Annotated in this window: 19 protein-coding genes; 8 read left to right on the top strand and 11 right to left on the bottom strand. The window is 44.3% G+C overall.

The features are described from left to right. Positions 1 to 12: 12 nt before the first annotated feature. The gene (gene rsgA, locus PQ469_RS28920) at positions 13 to 933 is read right to left on the bottom strand and encodes a ribosome small subunit-dependent GTPase A (RefSeq protein WP_274210758.1); all 921 of its coding nucleotides are present in this window, start codon (positions 931 to 933) and stop codon (positions 13 to 15) included. A 620-nt stretch (positions 934 to 1,553) separates the two neighbouring features. Here rsgA and thrA point away from each other — a divergent pair. The 5 genes from thrA (at position 1,554) to PQ469_RS28895 (ending at position 7,564) form a co-directional block, all read left to right on the top strand. Then, positions 1,554 to 4,004 (top strand): bifunctional aspartate kinase/homoserine dehydrogenase I, encoded by a 2,451-nt coding sequence (thrA, locus tag PQ469_RS28915; RefSeq protein WP_274210757.1) that lies wholly within the window; start codon positions 1,554 to 1,556, stop codon positions 4,002 to 4,004. A 47-nt stretch (positions 4,005 to 4,051) separates the two neighbouring features. Beyond that, positions 4,052 to 5,044 (top strand): homoserine kinase, encoded by a 993-nt coding sequence (locus PQ469_RS28910; RefSeq protein WP_274210756.1) that lies wholly within the window; start codon positions 4,052 to 4,054, stop codon positions 5,042 to 5,044. A gap of 150 nt (positions 5,045 to 5,194) precedes the next feature. Beyond that, positions 5,195 to 6,505: a threonine synthase gene (thrC, locus tag PQ469_RS28905; RefSeq protein WP_274210755.1), complete on the top strand. Its 1,311-nt coding sequence runs from the start codon at positions 5,195 to 5,197 to the stop codon at positions 6,503 to 6,505. A 100-nt stretch (positions 6,506 to 6,605) separates the two neighbouring features. Then, entirely contained in the window at positions 6,606 to 6,962 is a 357-nt protein-coding gene (locus PQ469_RS28900) for a hypothetical protein (RefSeq protein ID WP_090638224.1), read from the top strand. Next, on the top strand, positions 6,959 to 7,564 hold the full coding sequence (locus tag PQ469_RS28895; RefSeq protein WP_274210754.1) for an HAD family hydrolase: 606 nt from the start codon (positions 6,959 to 6,961) through the stop codon (positions 7,562 to 7,564). The genes PQ469_RS28900 and PQ469_RS28895 overlap by 4 nt, the downstream gene beginning before the upstream one ends. Positions 7,565 to 7,570: 6 nt before the next feature. On the opposite strand, the gene PQ469_RS28890 is transcribed toward PQ469_RS28895, so the two are convergent. The 6 genes from PQ469_RS28890 to PQ469_RS28865 all read right to left on the bottom strand — a co-directional run bounded on the left by PQ469_RS28890 (position 7,571) and on the right by PQ469_RS28865 (position 14,887). Then, positions 7,571 to 8,110 carry a dihydrofolate reductase family protein gene (locus tag PQ469_RS28890; protein WP_274210753.1) on the bottom strand — a complete coding sequence of 180 codons (540 nt, stop codon included), beginning with the start codon at positions 8,108 to 8,110 and terminating at the stop codon, positions 7,571 to 7,573. A gap of 17 nt (positions 8,111 to 8,127) precedes the next feature. Then, positions 8,128 to 9,513: a LutB/LldF family L-lactate oxidation iron-sulfur protein gene (locus PQ469_RS28885; RefSeq protein ID WP_274210752.1), complete on the bottom strand. Its 1,386-nt coding sequence runs from the start codon at positions 9,511 to 9,513 to the stop codon at positions 8,128 to 8,130. 195 nt (positions 9,514 to 9,708) lie between these two features. Continuing rightward, positions 9,709 to 11,256 carry a M28 family peptidase gene (locus PQ469_RS28880; RefSeq protein ID WP_274210751.1) on the bottom strand — a complete coding sequence of 516 codons (1,548 nt, stop codon included), beginning with the start codon at positions 11,254 to 11,256 and terminating at the stop codon, positions 9,709 to 9,711. A 154-nt stretch (positions 11,257 to 11,410) separates the two neighbouring features. Further along, the gene (gene rpiB, locus PQ469_RS28875) at positions 11,411 to 11,845 is read right to left on the bottom strand and encodes a ribose 5-phosphate isomerase B (RefSeq protein WP_274210750.1); all 435 of its coding nucleotides are present in this window, start codon (positions 11,843 to 11,845) and stop codon (positions 11,411 to 11,413) included. A gap of 261 nt (positions 11,846 to 12,106) precedes the next feature. After that, positions 12,107 to 13,249 (bottom strand): N-acetyl-alpha-D-glucosaminyl L-malate synthase BshA, encoded by a 1,143-nt coding sequence (gene bshA, locus PQ469_RS28870; protein WP_274210749.1) that lies wholly within the window; start codon positions 13,247 to 13,249, stop codon positions 12,107 to 12,109. A gap of 234 nt (positions 13,250 to 13,483) precedes the next feature. Then, positions 13,484 to 14,887: a tetratricopeptide repeat protein gene (locus PQ469_RS28865; protein WP_090638257.1), complete on the bottom strand. Its 1,404-nt coding sequence runs from the start codon at positions 14,885 to 14,887 to the stop codon at positions 13,484 to 13,486. 233 nt (positions 14,888 to 15,120) lie between these two features. Here PQ469_RS28865 and amaB point away from each other — a divergent pair, with 233 nt between their 5' ends. Both amaB and PQ469_RS28855 read left to right on the top strand, forming a co-directional pair. Beyond that, on the top strand, positions 15,121 to 16,662 hold the full coding sequence (gene amaB, locus PQ469_RS28860; RefSeq protein WP_274213850.1) for an L-piperidine-6-carboxylate dehydrogenase: 1,542 nt from the start codon (positions 15,121 to 15,123) through the stop codon (positions 16,660 to 16,662). 26 nt (positions 16,663 to 16,688) lie between these two features. Beyond that, on the top strand, positions 16,689 to 18,335 hold the full coding sequence (locus PQ469_RS28855; RefSeq protein WP_274210748.1) for a S8 family serine peptidase: 1,647 nt from the start codon (positions 16,689 to 16,691) through the stop codon (positions 18,333 to 18,335). Between the two features lie 220 nt (positions 18,336 to 18,555). Here PQ469_RS28855 and PQ469_RS28850 read toward each other — a convergent pair whose 3' ends face one another. Continuing rightward, positions 18,556 to 18,687: a hypothetical protein gene (locus tag PQ469_RS28850; protein ID WP_255369735.1), complete on the bottom strand. Its 132-nt coding sequence runs from the start codon at positions 18,685 to 18,687 to the stop codon at positions 18,556 to 18,558. A 313-nt stretch (positions 18,688 to 19,000) separates the two neighbouring features. On the opposite strand from PQ469_RS28850, the gene PQ469_RS28845 reads away from it, so the two are divergent. Then, positions 19,001 to 19,408: an SPW repeat domain-containing protein gene (locus PQ469_RS28845; RefSeq protein WP_090638272.1), complete on the top strand. Its 408-nt coding sequence runs from the start codon at positions 19,001 to 19,003 to the stop codon at positions 19,406 to 19,408. 56 nt (positions 19,409 to 19,464) lie between these two features. Here PQ469_RS28845 and PQ469_RS28840 read toward each other — a convergent pair whose 3' ends face one another. The 3 genes from PQ469_RS28840 to PQ469_RS28830 all read right to left on the bottom strand — a co-directional run bounded on the left by PQ469_RS28840 (position 19,465) and on the right by PQ469_RS28830 (position 22,475). Continuing rightward, entirely contained in the window at positions 19,465 to 20,154 is a 690-nt protein-coding gene (locus tag PQ469_RS28840; protein WP_274210747.1) for a PAS domain-containing protein, read from the bottom strand. 95 nt (positions 20,155 to 20,249) lie between these two features. Beyond that, entirely contained in the window at positions 20,250 to 21,458 is a 1,209-nt protein-coding gene (locus tag PQ469_RS28835; RefSeq protein WP_274210746.1) for a BamA/TamA family outer membrane protein, read from the bottom strand. Between the two features lie 339 nt (positions 21,459 to 21,797). Continuing rightward, a complete protein-coding gene (locus PQ469_RS28830; RefSeq protein WP_274210745.1) occupies positions 21,798 to 22,475 on the bottom strand; it encodes a hypothetical protein in 678 nt (225 codons plus the stop codon). Positions 22,476 to 22,771 lie beyond the last annotated feature (296 nt).

Genomic DNA, 22,771 nt, shown 5'->3' with positions numbered 1-22,771 from the left:
CTTGACTCTTCTTTAAGCCCTGGTATCATTCCCATTATAAATGCTCAAATAGCTTTCATAGCGCGATAATTCAATATCGCCCTCTTCCAAAGCTTCCAGCACAGCGCAGCCGGGTTCATTAATATGGCGGCAATTGTTAAAGCGGCATTGGTTCATGCGCGAGCGCATCTCTGGAAAAAAGTGACTTAGTTCGTTTTTTTCTATGTCGATGACACCCAATTCACGGATGCCGGGGGTGTCGATAATAAAACCTCCCTGTGGCAGTTCAAACATTTCGGCAAAGGTTGTGGTGTGCATGCCTTTGTCGCTCCACTCAGATACCATGTGGGTACGCAGGTCAAGGTTTGGCAAAAGGGCATTGATGAGGCTTGATTTACCTACGCCGGAGTGGCCGGAAAACAGCGTTACCTTATCTTTTAAAAGTTCCTGTACTTTATCAATATTGGTGCCCTCCAATGCCGATACTTCAAAGCAGGGGTATCCAATTTTTTCGTAAACGGCTTTCAGGTCGGCCAGTATTTCCAGGCCTTCGTCGCTAAACAAATCTACTTTGTTAAATATCAATCGGGCGGGGATATCATAAGCTTCGGCGGTAACCAAAAAACGGTCGATAAAACCTAATGAAGTGCGTGGCGAAGCTAAAGTAACTACCAACAACGCCTGGTCAAGATTGGCAGCTATGATCTGGGCCTGCTTGCTCAGGTTAATAGCCTTGCGGATAATATAGTTTTTACGCTGGTGCAGTTTGGTAATTACCCCGCTTTCCTGCTCGGGTTCCATTTCAAACTCCACTACATCGCCCACGGCCACGGGGTTGGTTGTGGTGATGCCTTGCATCCTGAATTTTCCTTTTATCCGGCAATCAATCCGTTGGCCATCGGGTGTTTGCACCTGGTACCAGCTTCCGGTTGATTTTATGAGTAATCCCTGCATAGTAATTAAGGTTCAAAAGTAACAAATACTATGCTTATATCACCATTAATGCCATAATGCTGCGGGGTAAATGCATCTAAATAGTTAACGGCGAAAAGCTGTTATTTAAGAATAAGCTTATGGTGTGGGGAAATGAGTAATCAAGCGATACCTTGTTTTTGTTGCCCGATCCTGGTTAAATGACAGAGGTACCCAAGTGACTTGTATTGGCCAACACCAGGCACAAATATTTGGACGCGGCTAAATTGCGCAATCAGTTTATCGTTAACCATGGTAAAGTATAAAGCATTGATTGTCAACCTATTGTAAGTGTTTTACCTGAAATATGTTAAGTTATGTTAACCCAATTAATTGCGTTTGCCCTGCATAATGCTGTTAATGAGGCATGAGTTTTTAAAAAAGTAAAATAAAGCTTGCTTATTATAAAAATATCTATTTACTTTGTCGACATTATAAGTATGACAATTAACAACACCATTATTACAACAATTATTACCACCGGCATAAAACTCGGAGGAAGATAATCGTATGGTGTAAAACATAAACAAAAGAAACCAAATGAAGCCTTCCTCCAAAAACGAGGAAGGCTTTTTTATTATTTATATTGCTAAAAACACAAAATGAAAGTTTTAAAATTCGGCGGCACATCCGTAGGTTCCGCCGCAAGTATCCAAACGCTTTTAAACATATTAAAAGGCGAAGTGAAAAATGAAGTTAAGCCGGTTGTTGTATTATCGGCGATGGGCGGGGTAACCAACCTGCTGGCCTCGATGGCCGAAGATGCCGCCAATGGTAAAGAGTTTACCGCTCAACTGGCCGAACTGGAAAGACGTCACTTTGATGTAGTAAAAACACTGCTCGATGTGCAAAACCAAAACCCCGCCTTCACCCGTTTAAAAATTCACTTTAACCAGTTAGAGGAATTACTGCAGGGCGTATTAACACTACGCGAGCTTACCCCCAAAACCCGCGACCAGGTATTAAGCTTTGGCGAACGCTGCTCGACCATTATGGTGAGTAAAATTGCCGCCCAGCATTTTAAAGACGTATTGTATGTTGACGCTGCAGATGTAATTAAAACCGACAGCGCTTTTGGCAATGCCAAGGTAAATACAGAGCTGACAGAGCTGCTTATTAAAACGTTACACCAGGAAAATAAAGACAAAATATTGTTTGTTACCGGTTTTATTGCAGGCAACGATGCCGGCCAAACAACCACATTAGGCCGCGGCGGCTCTGATTACACAGCTGCTATTTTCGGCGCGGCGCTTAACGCCAAAGAGATCCAGATATGGACGGATGTAAACGGTATGATGACCGCTGATCCGCGCATGGTTAAAAAAGCATTTTCATTAACCGAGCTTACCTATACCGAAGCCATGGAGCTTTCTTACTTCGGTGCCAAAGTGATCTATCCGCCAACCATGATCCCGGCTTTCCTGAAAAAGATACCTATTGTTATCAAAAACACTTTCGAGCCGGAATTTGAAGGTACCGTGATCCGTCATGATTGTAAGGCGTCAAGCCTGCCTATCAAGGGCATTTCGTCTATAAACAATATCAGTATCCTTAATTTAGAGGGTAGCGGCATGGTTGGTAAATCGGGTTTTAGCGGTCGTTTATTCTCGTTGTTGGCCCGGGAGCAAATCAATATCATCTTGATTACCCAATCGTCGTCAGAGCACAGTATCACCTTTGCGGTACAACCACAGGATACCGAAAAGGCCAAACAACTGATAGAACAGGAGTTTGAACTGGAGCTGTTGGCCAAAAAGCTGGAACACCTGGTTATTGAAAAAAAACTGGCCATACTGGCCGTAGTTGGCGAAAACATGAAGCAAACGCCGGGCATGTCGGGCAAGTTGTTCCATGCACTGGGTCGTAACGGAGTTAACGTGAGGGCTATAGCCCAGGGTTCGTCGGAGTATAATATCTCGGTTATCATTTCGGCCCAGGATCTTTCAAAGGCCCTCAATGCAGTACATGATGCTTTCTTTGTACAGCTAACTAAAACGCTTCACGCTTTCTGTTTAGGCACCGGCAATATTGGTAAAACCTTGTTTGCCCAGCTAAATGCCCATACCGATTATCTGAAAGGTAATAACGGCATCCAGGTAAAAGTTGCCGGCATCAGCAATACCCGTAAAATGACTTTTAACAGCGATGGTATCTCTTTAGATACCTGGCAAAATGACATAGAGGCATCACCATACAGTGCCGACCTGAAAGAGTTTATTGCCAGGATGAAGGCCATGAACCTGCCCAACTGTGTGTTTATTGACAATACCGCCAGCCCTAAGCCAATTGAGTTTTATGAAGATGTTTTTAAAGCCAACATCTCGGTAATCACCTGTAATAAAATTGGTAACTCGGGCAGCTACACGCAATACCGCACATTTAAAGATACCGCCCGCCGCCATGGGGTCGATTTCTTTTACGAAACCAACGTTGGTGCAGGCCTGCCTATCATCAACACATTGAAAAACCTAATGAACAGCGGCGATAGGGTGCAGCGCATAGAAGCCATCCTATCAGGTACTATATCCTTCATTTTTAATAATTTTAAAGGCGATGCCAATTTCCATGATGTGGTAAAAGAAGCCCAGGAAAAAGGCTATACCGAACCAGATCCGCGCGACGATTTGAGCGGTAAGGATTTTATGCGCAAAATGCTCATCCTGGCCCGCGATGCCGGTTATGCAATGGAAGAAGCCGATGTTGATATTGAAAGCGTATTGCCGAAAGCCAGCCTTGAAGCAAAATCGGTAGATGATTTTTATGCTACCCTTAAAACAGAAGACGCCCACTTTGCAAAACTTAAAGACCAGGCCGAAAAAGACGGCAAGGTGTTACGTTACATAGGCAAGCTTGAAAATGGTAAAGTAACCATCACCCTGCAAATGGTTGATGAAAACCATCCGTTTTACATGCTATCGGGCAGCGATAACATTATATCGTTTACAACCGACAGGTACAAAGAACGCCCGCTGGTAGTAAAAGGCCCCGGCGCGGGTGCGGAAGTAACTGCTGCAGGTGTATTTGCTGATTTGATAAATTTGGGAGCGAATTAGAAGCCCCCTAACCCCCTGAAGGGGGAACTATAGTTTGATAAATTTATATGGAAGATAATAAGACATTCGAAACAACTAAACCCTCTTTGGCACCCCCTTCAGGGGGCGGGGGGGGCGTTCACGTTTTTGCCCCGGCAACGGTTGCCAACGTAGTTTGCGGCTTTGATGTGCTGGGCTTTGCCGTTAACGAGCCCGGTGACGAAGTGATTATGCGGATGACCAATAAGCCAGGCATCACTATAAGCAAAATTACCGGCGATGAGGGGCGTTTGCCAATGGATCCCGCTAAAAATACGGTGAGTGTGAGCGTTCAGCATTATTTGCAAAGCGTTGGCCGTACCGATGTCGGATTGGATATTGAACTGCATAAAAAAATGCCGATAGGTAGCGGGTTGGGTTCAAGCTCGGCCAGTACGGTTGCCGGTTTGTTTGCTATTAAAACCTTGTTAGGCGATGATAGCGATCCTGCAAAATTGCTGCCATTTGCTATGAAGGGCGAAGAGATGGCTTGCGGCCATGGCCATGCGGATAATGTTGCCCCGGCATTGTTGGGCGGTTTTGTACTTATCCGCAGTTACGAACCTTTGGATGTAGTGCGTTTGCCGCATCCGGCAGGCTTGTGGTGTGCCATTGTGTTCCCTGATGTAGATGTACCAACAAGAGAAGCCCGCCAGATAATCCGCAAAAACATCCAGATGAAGGATGCCGTAACCCAATGGGGTAATATTGCAGGGCTGGTAAGCGGCTTGTTTATGAATGATATTGACCTGATGGGCCGCAGTATGAAGGATGTATTGGTTGAACCGGTACGTTCCATGCTGATACCTGATTTTTATAAAATGCGCGAAATGGCGATGGAATTAGGCGCGGTTAGCTTTGGTATCTCCGGCTCTGGCCCCTCTGTTTTTGCCTTCACAAAAGATGAGGATACAGCGCATCGGATAACCCAAAAATTGCAGCATCATTTAACCGGTTTAAAAATAGGCTCTAATGGCTACGTATCAACTATAAATGATGCCGGGCCGAGGGTGCTGGGATAAGTCAAAAGTAAAAATTCAAAAGTAAAAAACTCACCCGTCATTGCGAGGTACGAAGCAATCCCCGATATGCCGGGCGAATAAGCTTGGTATACAACCAGTCCTAAAGAGATTGCTTCGTGCCTCGCAATGACAAGATGATAGTATATCAAAATGAAACTCTATAGTACCAATAACATCCAATCAGAAGTATCCTTTAAAGACGCCGTTTTTAACAGCATGCCGCAGGATAAAGGTTTATACATGCCCATTAGCATCCCGCGTTTAAGCGACGATTTTATCAATAACCTGGATAAATATACCCTGCCCGAAATTGCCTTTGAAGTAGCTAAAAATCTTTTAGGCGATGCGATGCCGGCTGATGATTTAAAAGCTTTGATAGATGACGCTATAAACTTTGATGCGCCGGTTGTAAAGCTGGATGATAACGTGCACGTGCTGGAGCTTTTTCACGGCCCATCTTTAGCGTTTAAAGATTTTGGCGCCCGGTTCATGAGCCGTGTAATGAGCTACTTTTTAGAGGAAGGCGAAAAACAGCTGGATGTATTAGTTGCAACAAGCGGCGATACCGGCGGTGCCGTAGCTTTAGGCTTTTTAGGCGTTCCTAATACCAGGGTTACTATCCTTTATCCTAAAGGTAAGGTAAGCGGCGTACAGGAGCAGCAATTAACCACAAACGGGCAAAACATTCGGGCACTGGAGGTTGACGGTACGTTTGATGATTGCCAGGCTTTGGTTAAACAAGCCTTTACCGATTCCGAATTGAACGAAAAATTCCGCCTGACATCCGCCAATTCTATTAATATCGCGCGTTTGGTACCGCAAACCTTTTACTACTTTAACGCTTACGCGCAGTTGCTAAGGCAGGGTGTTAAAAAAGTAATCTTCTCGGTACCCAGTGGAAACTTTGGCAATATCGGTGCCGGTTTGTTAGCCTGGAAAATGGGCTTACCTGTTGAAAAGTTTATTGCAGCTACAAACGCTAATGATACCGTTCCCGAATTTTTAAAAACAGGCATCTATCAGCCAAAACCATCTGTGGCAACCTTGTCAAATGCCATGGACGTGGGCAACCCAAGCAATTGGGTGCGCATTGCCGATCTGTTTAAAACAGATATGGATGAGCTGAAGAAATTGGTGATTGGCTTCACTTACAACGACGATGAAACCATAAAAGCCATCAATTGGGTATTTGATACTTATAATTATGTGGTTTGTCCGCATACCGCTATTGCCTGGCAGGCCTTGACAGATTATCAGCATGATCACGCCAGTGCAGATACCGCAGGCGTATTTTTATCAACCGCTCACCCATGCAAATTTCCCGATGTTTTTAGCGCCGAAATAACTGCTAAAATTGATGTGCCCACTCAGGTAAAAGAATTGGAATCAAAAACCAAACTGGCCATAGCGATAAGTAAAGACTTCGAAGATTTTAAAGGCTATTTGCTGAACGCTAAATAATAAGCGCTTAGACTTCCGATGCTATAAACTTCGGAAGTCTTGTTATTCATTCGTCAATTTTACTATTCGTAGTTATATTTGATCTGTGAAAATTACTTCAATGCGCAACAAAAAAAACATCATTCTTTTTTGTTTGATTACGCTGTCGTTTGCGGCCTGTAAAAGTCATTCTAAATTTAACCGGGACGACTGGAACGACGGCGATGGCCTTACATTTAGCTACCGCGATGGTATGGTTGACGATTTACTGCAAAATTACAAACTCAAAGGGTTAAAATACCAGGAGGTGATCCACCTGTTGCACCGCCCGCAGCAAAGCAATAAAAGCCAGATGATTTACGAAATTGAGGAACTAAGGAAGCCCGGAAAACCACACTATGTTAAACAGCTTGTCCTATCCCTTAAAGATTCAGTGGTAACCGATGCAAAAATTTACGAGCATACTGATAAGAAATGATCAACACCATCATATTCGACCTTGGCGCAGTTTTGATAGACTGGAACCCGCACTACGTTTACAAAACCATATTTGATGACGAGCAGGAAATGCACGATTTTCTGGCCAATGTTTGTACCTCCGACTGGAACGAAGAACAGGATGCCGGCCGCTCGTTACAAGAGGGTACCGATTTGCTGGTAGCCCGGTTTCCGGAACATGAGGCCAATATCAGGGCGTTTTATGGCCGGTGGATAGAAATGCTGGGTGAACCTTTTCATGGCACCGTCGAGATTTTTAAACAGTTAAAGGAGAGTAGTAAATATAAGATCTATGCGCTCACCAATTGGTCGGCAGAGACATTTCCTTTTGCACAGGCCCGGTTTGATTTTTTAAACTGGTTTGATGGTGTAGTGGTATCCGGTACTGAAAAAATGCGTAAGCCGGCACCAGAGTTTTTCCAGATATTGCTCGATAGATATAACGTTAACCCCGCCGAAGCTGTATTTATTGACGACAATTACCGTAACGTTTTGGCATCAGAAAAAATGGGCATCAAAACCATTCATTTTAAATCGGCCGACGAATTAGCGGAAGAATTGAGGGCGTTGGGTGTTTTGTAATCTATTTTAAAAAGCAATCATATCCTGATCAAATTGCGGCTTAAAAGTGTATCTTAATTGCACTAGGCCACTCGAAAAGGTTTCGGAGCCCAGGAACATCAGGTCGGTACGGCCTTTAACATCAAATAGTTGCTTGCCTGCGCCCAATATCACCGGGTGTACAGATAGTAAAAACTCATTAATTTGCTTTTTTGCCACAAATGCTGCCACCAGTTCGGCACCACCAAACAGCCAGATGTTTCCCCCTGTCTGATGCCTTATTTCGTCAACGCGACGGTCAAAATCTGCCGACCGAATGATTTCTGCATTGCCTGTTACTGAGGTTAGCGTATCAGTAAACACATACATTTTAAGCGCTGCAAACAGCCCCGGATCAGTGTCAATAAACATTTCATAGCTTTTACGGCCCAGGAATATGGCGTCTGCTTGGTTCAAAAATTCCGTCATTCCATAATCCTGATCGGCAAAACACCAGTCGTACTCGCCATTTGGGCCCTCAATGTAGCCATCAAGGCTCATGGCCAGGTTTAAAATTACTTTTCGCATGGGGGATGGATTTATGATTATTCTTCGCCCTGGTGTTTTTCCTGCCATTGCCTGGTAAATGACTTTTCGGCAACTTCTGGCATTTCCCTTAAATGGCCCCAGGTATTTTTGAAGAAAAAACGAAGGAAAAAGTTTTTCATTTTACCGCCAAAAAAATCTGTCATACTGCGTTTCAGCATTCCTTTTTTCCAGATGGCCCAGCCCCAGCGCTCTTTGGCGGTTACCAGGCCCCCGTTAACCGCGTCGCGGCGGTTAAGCAGCAGCATTTTGTGAATATCTATCTTAACAGGGCAAACCTCGGTGCAACGGCCGCAAAGGCTTGATGCGTAGCTTAAGTGTTTAAACTCCTCCATGCCGTCGGTATGCGGCGTTATAATAGCGCCAATAGGGCCACTGTAAGTAGTATTGTAAGTGTGGCCACCAACATTCTGATAAACCGGGCATACATTAAGGCAGGCCCCACACCGAATGCAATATAAGCCCTGTCGTTGCTCTTTTTGGGCCAGCAGGTTGGTGCGGCCGTTATCAAGCAGTACCACGTACATTTCTTCGGGCCCATCGGTTTCATTAGCCTGGCGCGGGCCGTTTAATATGGTATTGTAAACGGTAAGGTTTTGCCCCGTGCCGTGCGTTGACAGCATTGGCCAAAATAAGTCAAGATCGGTTATAGAGGGGATAACTTTTTCTATACCCACCACCGCGATGTGAATTCTCGGGAAAGTGGTACACAAGCGGGCATTTCCTTCATTTTCGCTGATGGCTACGCTGCCCGTATCGGCCAGCAGGAAGTTGGCGCCGGTTATGCCAACATCGGCCAGCAGGTATTTGTCCCGCAGTAATTCCCGTGCTTTGAGGGTTAACTCTTCGGCCGTGGCATCTAAAGGTGTACCGAAATGCTGATTGAATAGTTTGGCAATATCCTCCTTGCTCAGGTGCATTGCCGGGGTAACAATATGGTAAGGCGCTTGACCTAATAGCTGTACAATGTATTCACCAAGGTCGGTTTCTAATGATTCAATGTGGTTTTCCTTCAAAAATTCATTCAGATGAATTTCTTCAGTTACCATTGATTTGGACTTTACAACCGTTTTGGCTTTCGCTTTTTGTATAATGTTCAGGATTTCGCGGTTGGCCTCTTCGGCATCATTAGCCCAGATAACTTTGCCGCCCCTGCGCTGGAAATTGGCTTCAAACTCGGGCAAAAACTTGTCCAGGTTTTCCATCACCTTCCACTTAATTACATGACCTTTTTTCTTGGCGTTATCCAGATTTGCTATGCGCGATATGCCGCTTGCTGCAGCCGCGTTGTACTTATCAATGCTGTTATTGATAATACGGCGGTGGTCTGCATCAAATACCTTCTCCGCAGATGCAACCAAAAATTCCTCGGCAGTGCTTCCCATATATGCGAATTTAGGGATTTTTGGGTGAAGTTGATTAGGTGAGTGGTTGGATTAGGTTGATTAAGTTGAAAAAATAAATTGATAAAATAAAAACCGCCATTATTCCATTCCTGGCAATGACGGTTTTTTATTTTATGTAGCTTAAGATTAACTATTTCAACTCAATCAACCACTCTCCTAATCTAACTCAATCAACTATTTAGCCCCATCAACAACCGGTCTTTTATCACGATTGGCTAAGTCCCAACCGGTGTAAAACACCAATTGCGCGCGTTTGGCCAGTAACGGGAAGTTAATTTTGCTTACTTCATCGCCCGGCTGATGGTAATCGGCATGTACGCCGTTGAAGTAGAAAATGATTGGCACGCCATGTTTTGCAAAGTTGTAATGATCGCTGCGGTAGTAAAAACGGTTAGGATCATTAGGGTCATCATATTTGTAATCCAATTTCAGGTGGGTGTAAGTATTGTTTGCCTTTTCGCCAATATCGTGCAACTCCTTGCTCAACATAGCCGAGCCGATAGAATATACGTAATTTGCAGAATCTGGTTTGCCGATGTACTCTTCGCCTACACGGCCAATCATATCAACATTTAAATCGGTAATGGTATTGGCCAACGGATAAATAGGATGATCGGTATAGTATTCAGAGCCTAAAAGACCTTTCTCTTCACCAACGTTGCCTAAAAATAAAACACTGCGGCGTGGGCCATGGCCATCCTTTTTAGCTTTCGAAAACGCCCTTGCAATTTCGAGGATGCCTGTAGTGCCCGACCCATCGTCATCAGCACCATTATTTACCTTGTCTTTAGCATTTGGATCAGTTTCTAATCCAATGTGGTCATAATGAGCCGAAAATACCAGCACTTCATCTTTTAAATCGGTGCCTGGCATAAACCCTACAACGTCAACGGCTTTAACATCGGTGCGCTCATTCGAAAAATTGGCTGTAAAATCGGCCTTTGCGGTTACAACAGGTGTAGTGGCTGCTGCGGTTTTTAAATCGCCGTAAGTTTTTCCTGTTGATTTCACCAATTCATCAGCTATCGCTGTAGTTACATGAAAAACAGGCACACCGGCGTTGGCTTTGGCTGCGTCTTCTTTAATAGTTAAACGCGGGCTTGCGATGCTTCTGCCAAAACGTTTAAGTAAGGCAGTTAAATCGCCGTTGGCGGCCAAAATAATCGCGGGTTTTTTGCTTTGCAGGTTGGCAAACACTTTTAAACGGGCGGTGGTCATGCGTACGGCCACATTTGGTGTTTTACCTTCTTCGGGTTTGTCCTCGTTTATCCACAACACAACTTTGCCTGCAAGATCGGTTGATCCAATTTCGCTTTCTGTGCCGAAGCCTACAAATACTACTTCGCTGCCGCTTACATTTTTATCAGGCACAGTGCCGTTAGGTATAAAATCCTGCCCTAAAACAAATGGTTTGCCATTAACAGCAAAGGCCGATACTTTTAACGCGCTTTGTACCAGGGGTACGTTAAAGAAATACGATCCGTTTACCGGGGCCTGCAATCCTATTTTTTTAAATTCGCCCGCTATGTAGTTTGCGGCTTTCTCGGCACCAGGCTTGCCGGTTTCCCGGCCTTCAAATTCGTCGGACGCCAGGATACTTAAGTGTTTTTTGGCGTCCTCGGCCGTAATCAGCTTCCCGTACTTCATGGCAGTAGGGTTTTGCTGTGCACAGGCACTTACCGCAATCGCTGCGGAAAACGCCAGTAATGTTACTTTTTTCATGTATGATAATTAATTAAGTCAGTTTCTTTTTTAGTATCAAGTAGTAAGTATCAAGTATCAAGACAACTGCAGGTGAAATCATTAGTTACCTTTCACCTTTTACCTTTCTCCTTTTACCTTTACCCTTTCGCCTAATTTACCTTTTCGCTTAAAATTAACAGGAAATTTTCCCTACCCTGGTAGCGTGGCGGCCGCCTTCAAATTCGGTGGTGAAAAATGCTTCAATAATTTTTTTAGCCTCATCAATGCTGATGAAGCGGGCGGGGATACATACAATGTTGGCGTTATTGTGGCTACGGGCCAGCACAGCAAGTTCTTCGTTCCAGCAGATGGCGGCTCGGATGCCCTGGTGTTTGTTGGCTGTAATGGCTACGCCGTTGGCGCTGCCGCAAACCAGTACGCCCAGGTCGCACTCTCCACTTTCAACTGCCAACGCTACGGGGTGCGCAAAATCGGGGTAATCAACAGAGGTATTGGAATAGGTACCGAAATCTTTTAGCTGCTCAGCCGGAATATCGGCGGATAAAGCTTGTTTATAATCAAAACCGGCATGATCGGCGCCGATGGCAATTTTAAGCCCTTCTTTCATTGATATTGAATATTAGTAGTTTTTGCAAAGGTGCAATAAATGCGCAAATTTCAAATATGCCGATGTGCAGATTATTTGAGGGACGTGAGATTGTTACAAAGCTGCGGATGTGCAGATTTTAGATGTGCAGATTAACTTTCTTGGAGCTTAGCCGTTTTGAATGTGCAAATTTTTAAAAGATCGGGATACCCGGCTGCTATGATTGATTAATAACGGGGCAATTTTAAGCCCTCTCCAAAGGAGAAGGTTGCGTGAGGCTCTTTATATCGCCTTATCTTTGCAGCGTTCTACCACTTCAATGTAGTAATTTTCATAAAGTGGTAGTATGGTAGCCAGATCGAATTGTTTGGCGCGGGCAAGGGCATTGTTTTTAAAGGTTTCCAGGCGGGTTTCATCTTCCAGGATGTATATCGCCCGTTCGGCCATCCCGTCTACGTCGCCTACATTGTTCAAAAAGCCGGTTTCGCCGTCAACATTCAACTCCGGTAAACCGCCGGCGTTACTGCTGATAACCGGCACCTTACATGCCATAGCCTCCAGCGCTGCCAAACCAAAACTCTCGGATTGTGACGGCATCAGGAATAAATCGGCTACAGATAGAATTTCCTCAATGGCATCCTGCTTGCCTAAAAAGCGTACATTATCGGTAACACCCAGATCGCGGCATAACTGCTCGCAGCCCGAACGTTCGGGACCATCGCCCACCATGAGCAATTTTGAGGGGATGGTTTTAACCACCTGGGCAAATATTTTCACCACATCTTCGGTGCGCTTTACCTTGCGGAAGTTGGAGGTATGCACCAGTATCTTTTCGCCCGAAGGGGCTATAGCTTTTTTGAAGTGGTCTTTTGCTTTAAGGCTGAAACGGTTTAGGTCGATAAAGTTTGGGATCACTTTAATATCATTCTCTATCTCAAAGAACTGATAAGTATCCTCTCTCAGGTTTTGCGATACGGCTGTTACTCCGTCAGACTTGTTGATGGAGAAGGTAACCACCGGTTTAAAGGTGCGGTCTTTGCCAACCAGCGTAATATCGGTACCATGCAGTGTTGTAACTACGGGTATGTAAATGCCATAAGTGGCCAGGATTTGTTTGGCCATAAACGCAGCTGATGCATGCGGGATAGCGTAGTGCACATGCAGTATATCAAGTTGCTCGTGGCGTACCACATCAACCAAACGACTGGCCAGCGCCAGCTCATACGGTGGAAAATCAAACAGCGGATAATTGCTTACCGATACCTCGTGGTAAAACAGGTTTTCGGAAAAAAGGTCTAACCGTGCGGGCTGGTTATAGGTAACAAAATGTACCTGGTGTCCCCGGTCTGCAAGGGCTTTACCAAGTTCTGTAGCAACAACTCCGCTTCCGCCAAAGGTTGGGTAACAAACAATTCCGATCTTCATTGATGTGGGATAATTATCCGCAAGTTTAACAGCAATTTATGGCAAATGTGTTAACACTGTGTAAAATGATTTTGAATTTCGGACATTGGATTTGGCCTGTTATTGCAACCGCGCTACCTAATCAACGCCGCTTTTTTCGTTGCTGATTTTTGTTCCGAAATCGGCACATCATCAATCACCTGCACATCTCAAACGGCTAAGCCCTCAACGAAGTTAATCCGCATATCTGTACACCTACTTCGTATACCTGTTAATAATATCAACAATCACTTTGTTTTTTTGTAATTGAGGCAGGTAATCAAATAAAATATAGTGTTTTTCCGGGTCGCTGGTCAGGGCCATTTCCAGGTGGTTTAGCGCCTCATTGTATTCGCCTTTGGCAAACAGGTAGGCAACCATCCTGTAGTATAATTCTGCAGCTTCGGGGTTGTTTTTTATAGCTTGCGATATAATCTCGATAGCGCCAACCAATCGCTGCTGCTCATACAATATAGATGAGTAATCCAGCCAGGCGTCAATATCCAGCGGATTTAGTTCAACCACCTTTTCATAAGCTTGTTCGGCTTCGGTCATGTGGCCCAGTTTGTATTCGGCATCGGCAATGGCAAACCAGTAGTCGGCATTGGCAATATCCAAATCAAGGGCTTTTTTGTAAAAGTGCAGTGCTTCAAAATAGCGTTCTTCAAAGTCAAGCGTAACCCCGATACCAAACCAGGCATCTGCCAGTTTAGGGTCCATTTTCACCGACTTTTTATAAAAAGCCCGTGCATCATCCATTTGCTCCAGCTTTTCGTAGCACTCGCCTATGGCGCAATAAGTATCGGCATTGGGTTGCTCATACTCAAAGGTGTGGCGGTACACTTCAATAGCTTCGGCATATTTTTCCAGGTTAACCAGGGCATTACCCTTGTTAAAGTAGGCCGATGCAAAGCTGTCTTTAATCAGGATGGCGTAGTCATACGCGTCAATTGCTTTTTCAAACAAACTCAATTTAGTATAAGCGTTGCCCAGGTTGTACCAGGCCGCATAGCTATAAGGCTCGTTATCGATGTATTGCTGGTAAAACTGTACGCTTTCCTGCTGGTTGTCCATAACGTCGTAGCAAAAAGCCAGTTCATAAAGGGCATCCTGGTTTTCCATATTTTGCTTAAGGCAGAGCTTAAGATAACTTATGGCAGTATCGTAATCGCCCATGTTTTGGTAAACGTAGGCTATGTGCAGCAGTATCTCGTCGGTTTCTTCGGCCAGGCCAAGGGCTTTTTCGTAATTTTCCAGGGCCTCGCTAAAGCGCTCCATACTCTCGTACAGGTTACCGCGAATGATGTAAATATCGGCATCCGAGGCCTCCAGCATGGCTGCTTTTTCAAGCGCGGCAAAAGCTTCGGGCACCTTATTGCCTACTACCAGCAACTGGGCCTGCTTAATTAAAAATACTGCTGCAAAAGGGTGCTGATTGCGCGCATACTCTGCTACCTGTAGCGCCCTGGCCGGATCATTCTTTTCGATGTAATAGTCGATAATGTTCTCAAACGCCTGGGCATCAAAAAAGTACTGGTCTTGATTTCGAATCATTTCCTCGTACCGTTCTACCGAAAATTTGGGATCTTCAGTAAAACCAAATTCAAATTCTTCTTCCATTCAATTTTGTTTGCAGAACATCCGCTTTAGGTTAACAATTGTAATTGTCTTGTAAAGACTTATTGAAGTCAAAATACAAATAAGTAAGCAACCAATTTGCAAATAAGTTTTCAACATTCAAACATTGTTAACAACCGTTAATTACAAAGCATTGATAATTAACAGTAATCATTATAAACCCGCAATTCAAAAAATTGCTTCAAAGATTTCTACCTTTGGCAAAAGTAACAATTATGGGCCTTGATATAACAGACATTCTAAAACGTTTACATATAAACGATGTAAATGATGCTTTTAGTACAGGCAGTAACTGGGGCAGCAGCGCCGGTGCAGCAATAAAAAATATTACATCGCCGGTTGACGGCCAAAAAATAGCTTCGGTTAAATTTGCTACCGAAGCCGATTATAACCAGGTAGTTGAGCAAGCTGCCGCTGCGTTTAAAACATGGCGTACAATGCCGGCGCCCAAACGCGGCGAGATTGTGCGCCAGATAGGCGAGGCCCTGCGCGCCAATAAACAGGACCTGGGTACCCTGGTATCTTACGAGATGGGTAAAAGCCTACAGGAGGGCCTGGGCGAAGTGCAGGAAATGATTGATATTGCCGATTTTGCCGTAGGCCTGAGCCGCCAGCTGTACGGCTTAACCATGCACAGCGAAAGGCCTGAACACCGCATGTATGAGCAGTACCACCCGCTGGGAATTGTAGGCATTATATCGGCCTTTAACTTCCCGGTAGCCGTTTGGAGCTGGAACTCACTGCTGGCAATGGTTTGCGGCGATGTAAGTATATGGAAGCCATCTGAAAAAACACCTTTAACCGCTATTGCCTGCCAGCACATAGCGCAGGAGGTTTTAAAAAGGAACAACATAGCCGATGGCGTTTTGAATTTAATTAACGGCGACCGCAACATTGGCGAACTGATGGCCAATGATACCCGGATACCGCTGGTATCGGCCACCGGATCAACCCGCATGGGTAAAGCTGTTGGCGCGGCAGTTGGCGCGCGGCTGGGCAAAAGCCTGCTGGAACTTGGTGGTAATAACTCCATCATCATTACCGAAAATGCCGACCTGGATATGTCATTAATTGGTGCAGTATTTGGCGCGGTTGGCACCGCCGGGCAGCGTTGTACCAGTACCCGAAGGCTCATCATCCACGAAAGTGTTTACGATGCCTTTAAACAAAAACTGGTAAGCGCTTATGGCCAGATACGTATTGGCAACCCGCTGGATGAGCATAACCATATGGGGCCGCTTATTGATACCGATGCGGTAGCGCTTTACCTTGATTCGATTGAGAAATGTAAAGCCGAAGGCGGAAACTTTGTGGTAGAAGGCGGCAGGCTGGAGGGCGATGCCTATGCTTCGGGCTGTTACGTAAAGCCTTGTATTGCCGAGGTAGAAAACCACTATAAAATTGTACAGCACGAAACCTTTGCCCCAATATTATACCTGATTAAATATTCAACCATCGAGGAGGCTGTTGAATTGCAAAATGGGGTGCCGCAAGGCTTATCATCGGCCATTATGACCAATAATTTACGCGAGGCAGAACAATTTTTATCCTATGCTGGTTCTGATTGTGGAATTGCCAACGTAAACATTGGTACATCGGGTGCCGAAATTGGCGGCGCCTTTGGCGGCGAAAAAGAAACCGGCGGCGGCCGCGAATCGGGATCTGATGCATGGAAAGTTTACATGAGGAGGCAAACCAATACTATTAATTATTCAAAAACGTTGCCTTTAGCCCAGGGGATCAAATTCGACCTCTAATTTTTATTATTTTCTAATACTTGTACATGTTCAACTTTCGTTCATTTATTTTAAGCGGTCTTTTATTTTCGTCACTAACAATAACCGTATCGGTATCGGCCCAGGAGGCCGTGAAAAAGTCCGATCCCGAACCGCCAAAGTTCTGGCACCTGATGGATCTTAAAACTGATGGCTACTTTGGCGTCAGCTTAAAACAAGCTTATCTTTTTGTAAAAGGCAAGCAAAGTAAAACAGTGGTGGTGGCTACATTAGATAGTGGTATTGACACCCTGCAAAAAGACCTTAAAAGTATTTTATGGGTAAATAAAAAAGAAATTCCGGGCAATGGCATTGATGATGACCATAACGGTTATGTAGATGATATACATGGCTGGAACTTTTTGGGCGGCGCCGGCGGTAAGGCCGACTTTAACGAAACTACCGAGGAGGTGCGCGAGTACAATAAGCTTAAAGGCAGGTACGCAAATGTTGCCGATAGCACCGCTACCAACAAAAAGGAATTTGCTTATTGGCAGCGCGTTAAAACTGTTTATGATACAACCCTAAACAAAGCCACTACCGAAACCGCGCAGCTACAGCCTATTATGAACGCGCTGATGGCAACAAGTGGATATATTAAACAGGCGCTTAAAATAGGGGCAAGCGGCACTTTTAGGGAAGCGGATTTGGTGAACATGAAAACCGCCAACGATACTTTGAGCCAAAGTAAATATGTTTGGACAACCATATTTTCACAGGAAGGCGGTAATAAAACCAATGCCGAAATTATTAAAGATTTGAGCGAATACCTGGCCAAACTGAACAATGACCTTGCGCCCGACCTGGAAGCCCGTAAACGAATTGTTGGCGACAATGTGGATAGCATGGACCATAAGCCTTACGGTAATAACCTGTTAAAATTTGCCGATGCATCGCACGGTACAGGCGTGGCCGGGCTTATTGGCGCGGTACGTAATAACGGTTACGGAATCAATGGCGTAGCCGATAATGTGCGCATTATGGCCGTTAAAACTGTGCCTAACGGCGATGAATACGATAAAGATGTTGCCAACGCCATCCGCTACGCGGTTGATAACGGGGCCAAAATCATTAACATGAGCTTTGGTAAAAAACTATCTCCTCATAAACAATGGGTTGATGACGCGTTTAAGTACGCTGCCTCTAAAGATGTGTTGCTGGTACTGGCTGCCGGAAATGATAACGACGATATGGATAAGAACCCCGATTACCCGAATGATTTATTTGCCGATGGTTCATCAACAGATGCAGATAACCTGATCAACGTAGGCGCTTCATCAGCAAAATTGGGCGATCACCTGGCCGGCGACTTTAGCAACTACGGCAAAAAAATGGTAGATGTTTTTGCCCCCGGTGTAAAGGTTACCACTGTTGATACCGATGCGGAGTTTAACACCGAGGACGGCACCAGTTTTTCGGCACCTATAACATCAGGCATCGCAGCTCTTTTGCTGGAGTATTATCCTAGTCTGAGTGCCAAACAACTAAAACAGGTGATCCTGGCATCAGCCACCCCGCTTACCGGCACTATGGTTTACAAACCCGGCAGCAAAACAGATAAGGTTGATTTTACAACCCTAAGCAAAACCGGCGGCATTGTAAACGCCTATAAAGCATTGCAAATGGCGGCAACATTGCAGGGGGAGCGGAAGTAAAAGTTGGCTCCGGGGATTGACCCAACAGATACGGAAAAGAAAAATAAATTATGTCATTGCGAGGAACGAAGCAATCGCGAACTATGCATGCGACGGGATTGCCACGCTATCGCTCGCAATGACATAATATAACGGTGGCAGGTAAATTTTTCCGGGACCCTCCGCGCTTTTTTTTAAACCTTCGGAGGCATGTCATCCCAAAATCTTTGCCCGCTAAAAACTACTTTTTCTTATCGGCATTAATGGGTTTTACCACATTGGCTTTGCCCGATTGATAATCAGATGGTGCTTTTTTGCTGCCTTCGGCGGCAGGTTTCTTTTTTTCTTTTACGGCTTGTCTGTCCTTGCTCATGATGATTCTGTTTTATAGATGTTAATATTAGGCCAGCAAATTTGGCAGCCTGGTTTAATTTGTATTGGAAATGGTATTTAGCCGGGAGTTTCTTTTGCCCCGCCATTAAAGGAAGAAAAGGAATTGCTTTATTTTTTAAAACGCTTATCTTTGAATCGAATTACTAAAGCAATTAATTAAAGGTACTTGTTTTAAGTAATATAAAACGTTACAGCAGATTTTAAATATCAAAAAACTGCATAAATGTTTAACTTTGAAACGGTTTTTAACATACGTACATTAATATAATTACAACACAACAATAGCTACAACAATGAAAAGCTTCATTCCTACAACTACTTATGCAGTTTTAAATTATGTAATTGCCCTTTTACTAATTTCGACACTGTGGACATTTGATACCTTGCACATTGGTGGCGCGGCTTTATTTTTGCCATTAATTATAGGATGGTTACAATTGATCATGGCTATTTTTGCTAATAACAAACTGGGGTTTTTAAAGGTGTTCCCGATGAGCATGCATAATGTAAACGACGTAATTATGGGTTCGTTTTTAATGTGCTCGCCATGGGTGTATGATTTTCATTCAACAATCTGGATTCCGCAAGTGCTTTTTGGAGGCGCATTGTTCATCATGGGTATCTTTACCAAGGGTTCTCCGCTACTTAATAAAGAGCACACCTTACAACAAGGCGGTCTCACTTCAACCGATTCATTGTAATCCTGGTTAGATATATCATAAGATATTAAAAAAGGGGCACAACTTGTGCCCCTTTTTTATTCGGGAACTTTTTGTTCCTGTGCTTGTTCCCTTTCGCGCAGGTTGCGCATGATTTTGGTATATCCGCGATGCTTATGCTGATCATCATATAACGGAAATACCAGTCCGCTGCCCCAAAAACGGGTGCCATTTTTACGCATATGATAGCGTTCGTCAATGGCGCGGCCATCTTTCAGTGCTGTTTTTAATTCCTGTTCCGGTACGCCGGCTGCCACGTCTTCGGGGGTAAAAAACACATCGGCGCATTTGCCTAAAATCTCCTGTTCTTTATAGCCTAAAACCTTTTCGGCGCCGGTATTCCAGCTGTTAATGTCGCCATTGCTATCGGTAGTAATTACTGCGTAATCTTCCAGGCTTTCCAATACCTGCCTGAAAAAATCTTCGCTCATCCTAAAATAACGGTCGTCAAATAATTCGTCCTGGGTAATTGTATTATCAATAGTATGATATTCAATAAAAATGTTGCTGCTATCTACGCCACAGGCCAATTGCATTGGTTCGCGGGTAATTTTATAAAAGGTTTCGTAACCATCGGGCAGGTTGTTTAACGCCGGTTTTTGTTTTACCGGCATCATGGTAATGGTAACAGCTTCATCGGTAAGCTGACTGTTAATATTTACTAAAAGATAACCATATCCTTTTTCTATCAGGTTACCAAGCAGCTCGGGTGTAAATGGAACGCGCATTTTTTTAAGGTTAAAACTGTTCGCGTTACCCTCGCAAAAATGAAACCATTTGTTATTTATAGTTAACAGAGCTGGTTTATGTGTAGATAAAGTATTTAAAACACTTCGTTAAGCCCTAAAAAAAAGCCATTGGAACCATAGCTGCCGCGGGCATAATCAAAACACATGTTTGATCGGGTGTATTTGTTAAACAGCAACCTTAACCCAAAACCCGCGCCGGGTTCCCAATACCTGAATAATTTGATATCCCGCTGGTTATTGGCCGATTCGATATTTACAAAAGTAACGCCGCTTAGCAGTTTGTTTTTAGTTAGCGGGAAACGATATTCGGCCTCGTTGTAAACAAAGGAAGGCCCTTTGAACCGCCCTATTATAAAAGCCCGGCCAATGCGGCCGTAGGCATCGCTTGCAGTGCCGGGCAATTCAAGGTAAGGTAACGATCCGCTCAGAAGGTAGTTGGCCCAGTGCCAAAAAGCCAGCACGTTTTCTGGGTCGGTATCGCTCAGGCTCCAGTATTTCCTGAACTCGGTTTTTAGTTGCACTGCATTATGGTTGCTGCCCAGCCAGCCCTGGTTGGTACGCAAAATTATATCGGCATAAACACCTTTAAACGCCCGGTTGGGCTGATCGCGGCTGTTATACTGAAAATTTAACAGTACACCATTGGCATTGTATTTAAACGGGTAGTACCCTTTGCGGATGCTATACCTGTAGTTGTGCGTTTCTTCAACCGGGATGTTTTTGCGGTTGTCGTCGATGTTGTTATAAAGGTTAAAGCTAAGGCCGGCGCCCACATAAATATGGTCGGTTATTTTCCGGTAAATGCGTTCGTTTATTTTTAAGTAAGTATACCTGACAGGGAACTCGTTAGGGTTATCGCCAAAGTGCTGATCGCCCATATGAAAAGGGCCGTCGCCCACACTACGCCGCCCGGTGCCCAGGCCATTATCTTTGGCTATGGTTTTGCCTACCTGAAGGGTGCCCTGCAGGTTCCAGATATTTTTTGAAGTAAAGGCGTTATGTTTAAATTCAAGCGTGGAAAGGCCGTTTGTGGATATATAAGCCCCTGCATTCATGACTGATAATATGGTATTGCGCCTATCGCCAAAATATTTGCCGGCGGCCGATGTTGCGCCTATGGCAAAGCCCACACTTGGGTTGTAGGCGGCGGAGGGTAATACCGCCCAAAAAAAGTCTTTTTCCTGGAGGCTGGTATCTGCGGTAGCCGGTTTTTTACTGCTGAAAAAGGAGTTTAAAAGACCATTGGCGTCACTTTGGGTTTTTAACGAATCCTCTAAACTCATCCTGGTTTGCGCGCGAATGGCAGTTGTGGTTAGGATAAGAAAAAGTAGCGCAAGGGCAAACCTGCAAATAAGTGAAATCAATTTAGGGCATTAATTAGTGATTGCTAATATAAACTTATCATTTTGAAAATGCGCATGTTAAGCGCGATTTTGTTTGGTTTTTAGATAAACGGGCTGGTATATAAATGGGGCTTTAAAACGAAACCCGGATGCCGAATAAAAGAGGGTGGCGTTGCTTTATGCAGGCCACCCTCGGATGTTAAGTTTAACGTTGAGAAATGATTTTCGCAGGTAAAATGGAAATCTGCAAACGTACCTTAACAAGGCACAGTGGTTTAACTATTTTATTTTGTAGCTAAAAATCTCTGATTTTAAAATCACCTTGCCGCCGGTATTGGCATAAATTGCAACTACACCTATACCCTTGGCTACGTAAAACTCCTGGGTATACTGTGTTGTGTATGTGCCGTTAATTTTAACCTGCAACTCCACGTTGCTGTGAATTAGGTTTGTATAGCTTTTTCCCAGGATAACGCGCGAGATGCCTTTTTCGGCGATGGTGGTTTTTAAACGGGCGTCAATTTGGTTTTCGGCGTCGCTTAAATCAAGGGCGGTTGTCCAGCTTGTGCCGGCGGCAACATTGTCGTTAAGGTAAGGAAGGTCAAACTGTTTGTCGCTTTCATCGTCGAGCTGGATGGTGCTGTATACATGATCTTCAAAATTGAGATAAGTTTTGGTAGTACCATCGTTATCAACCGATTTTAATACATGATAATTTTTTGTGCCTATTTTTTTGATTTCGGCGGTCATCGTATTTTCGGTAGTATCAAGTGTTTCGGTATTATCGCCGGGTATTGGAGATACGGTTGTGGTGCGGTATTTCCAGGTTGAGCCGGCACTTAGCGGTTGATATGTATCGTTACCGGTGTTACCGCCGGGAGTATTGCTGTTGTCTTTTTTGCAGGCACCAAAAAATAAAATTAGCAGGGTGGTTAAGGTTAAAAGTGTCCTTTTCATTTTCGTAAATTAATTCGTGACCGTTTTCCGGTCATTTTTATGGTAAATATTTATTTGTTAAACCGGCAGCCGGGGCGCCTCCGTTTGCCGTATGTGATGCCATTGACGTGTAAAATATCCGTTACGTTACAGTGTCCCATAAATGTTTTTCGGAAAATCTGTTTTACACCTGGTGATTTATCCGGCGCATAACCGATTTTTTATTCTGTAATCTGTTGTTTATAAGTTATTTATGATGGTCGAACTTAAGCCTGCTACTTATTTAAAACAGATTGATTATTTTTTAGATAATTGCA

The sequence above is a fragment of the Mucilaginibacter sp. KACC 22773 genome (assembly GCF_028736215.1).
In the GTDB taxonomy this organism is placed as follows: Bacteria; Bacteroidota; Bacteroidia; order Sphingobacteriales; family Sphingobacteriaceae; genus Mucilaginibacter.
Note: the sequence above shows the minus strand (reverse complement) of the source record. Positions and strands in the feature narration are given on the sequence as shown.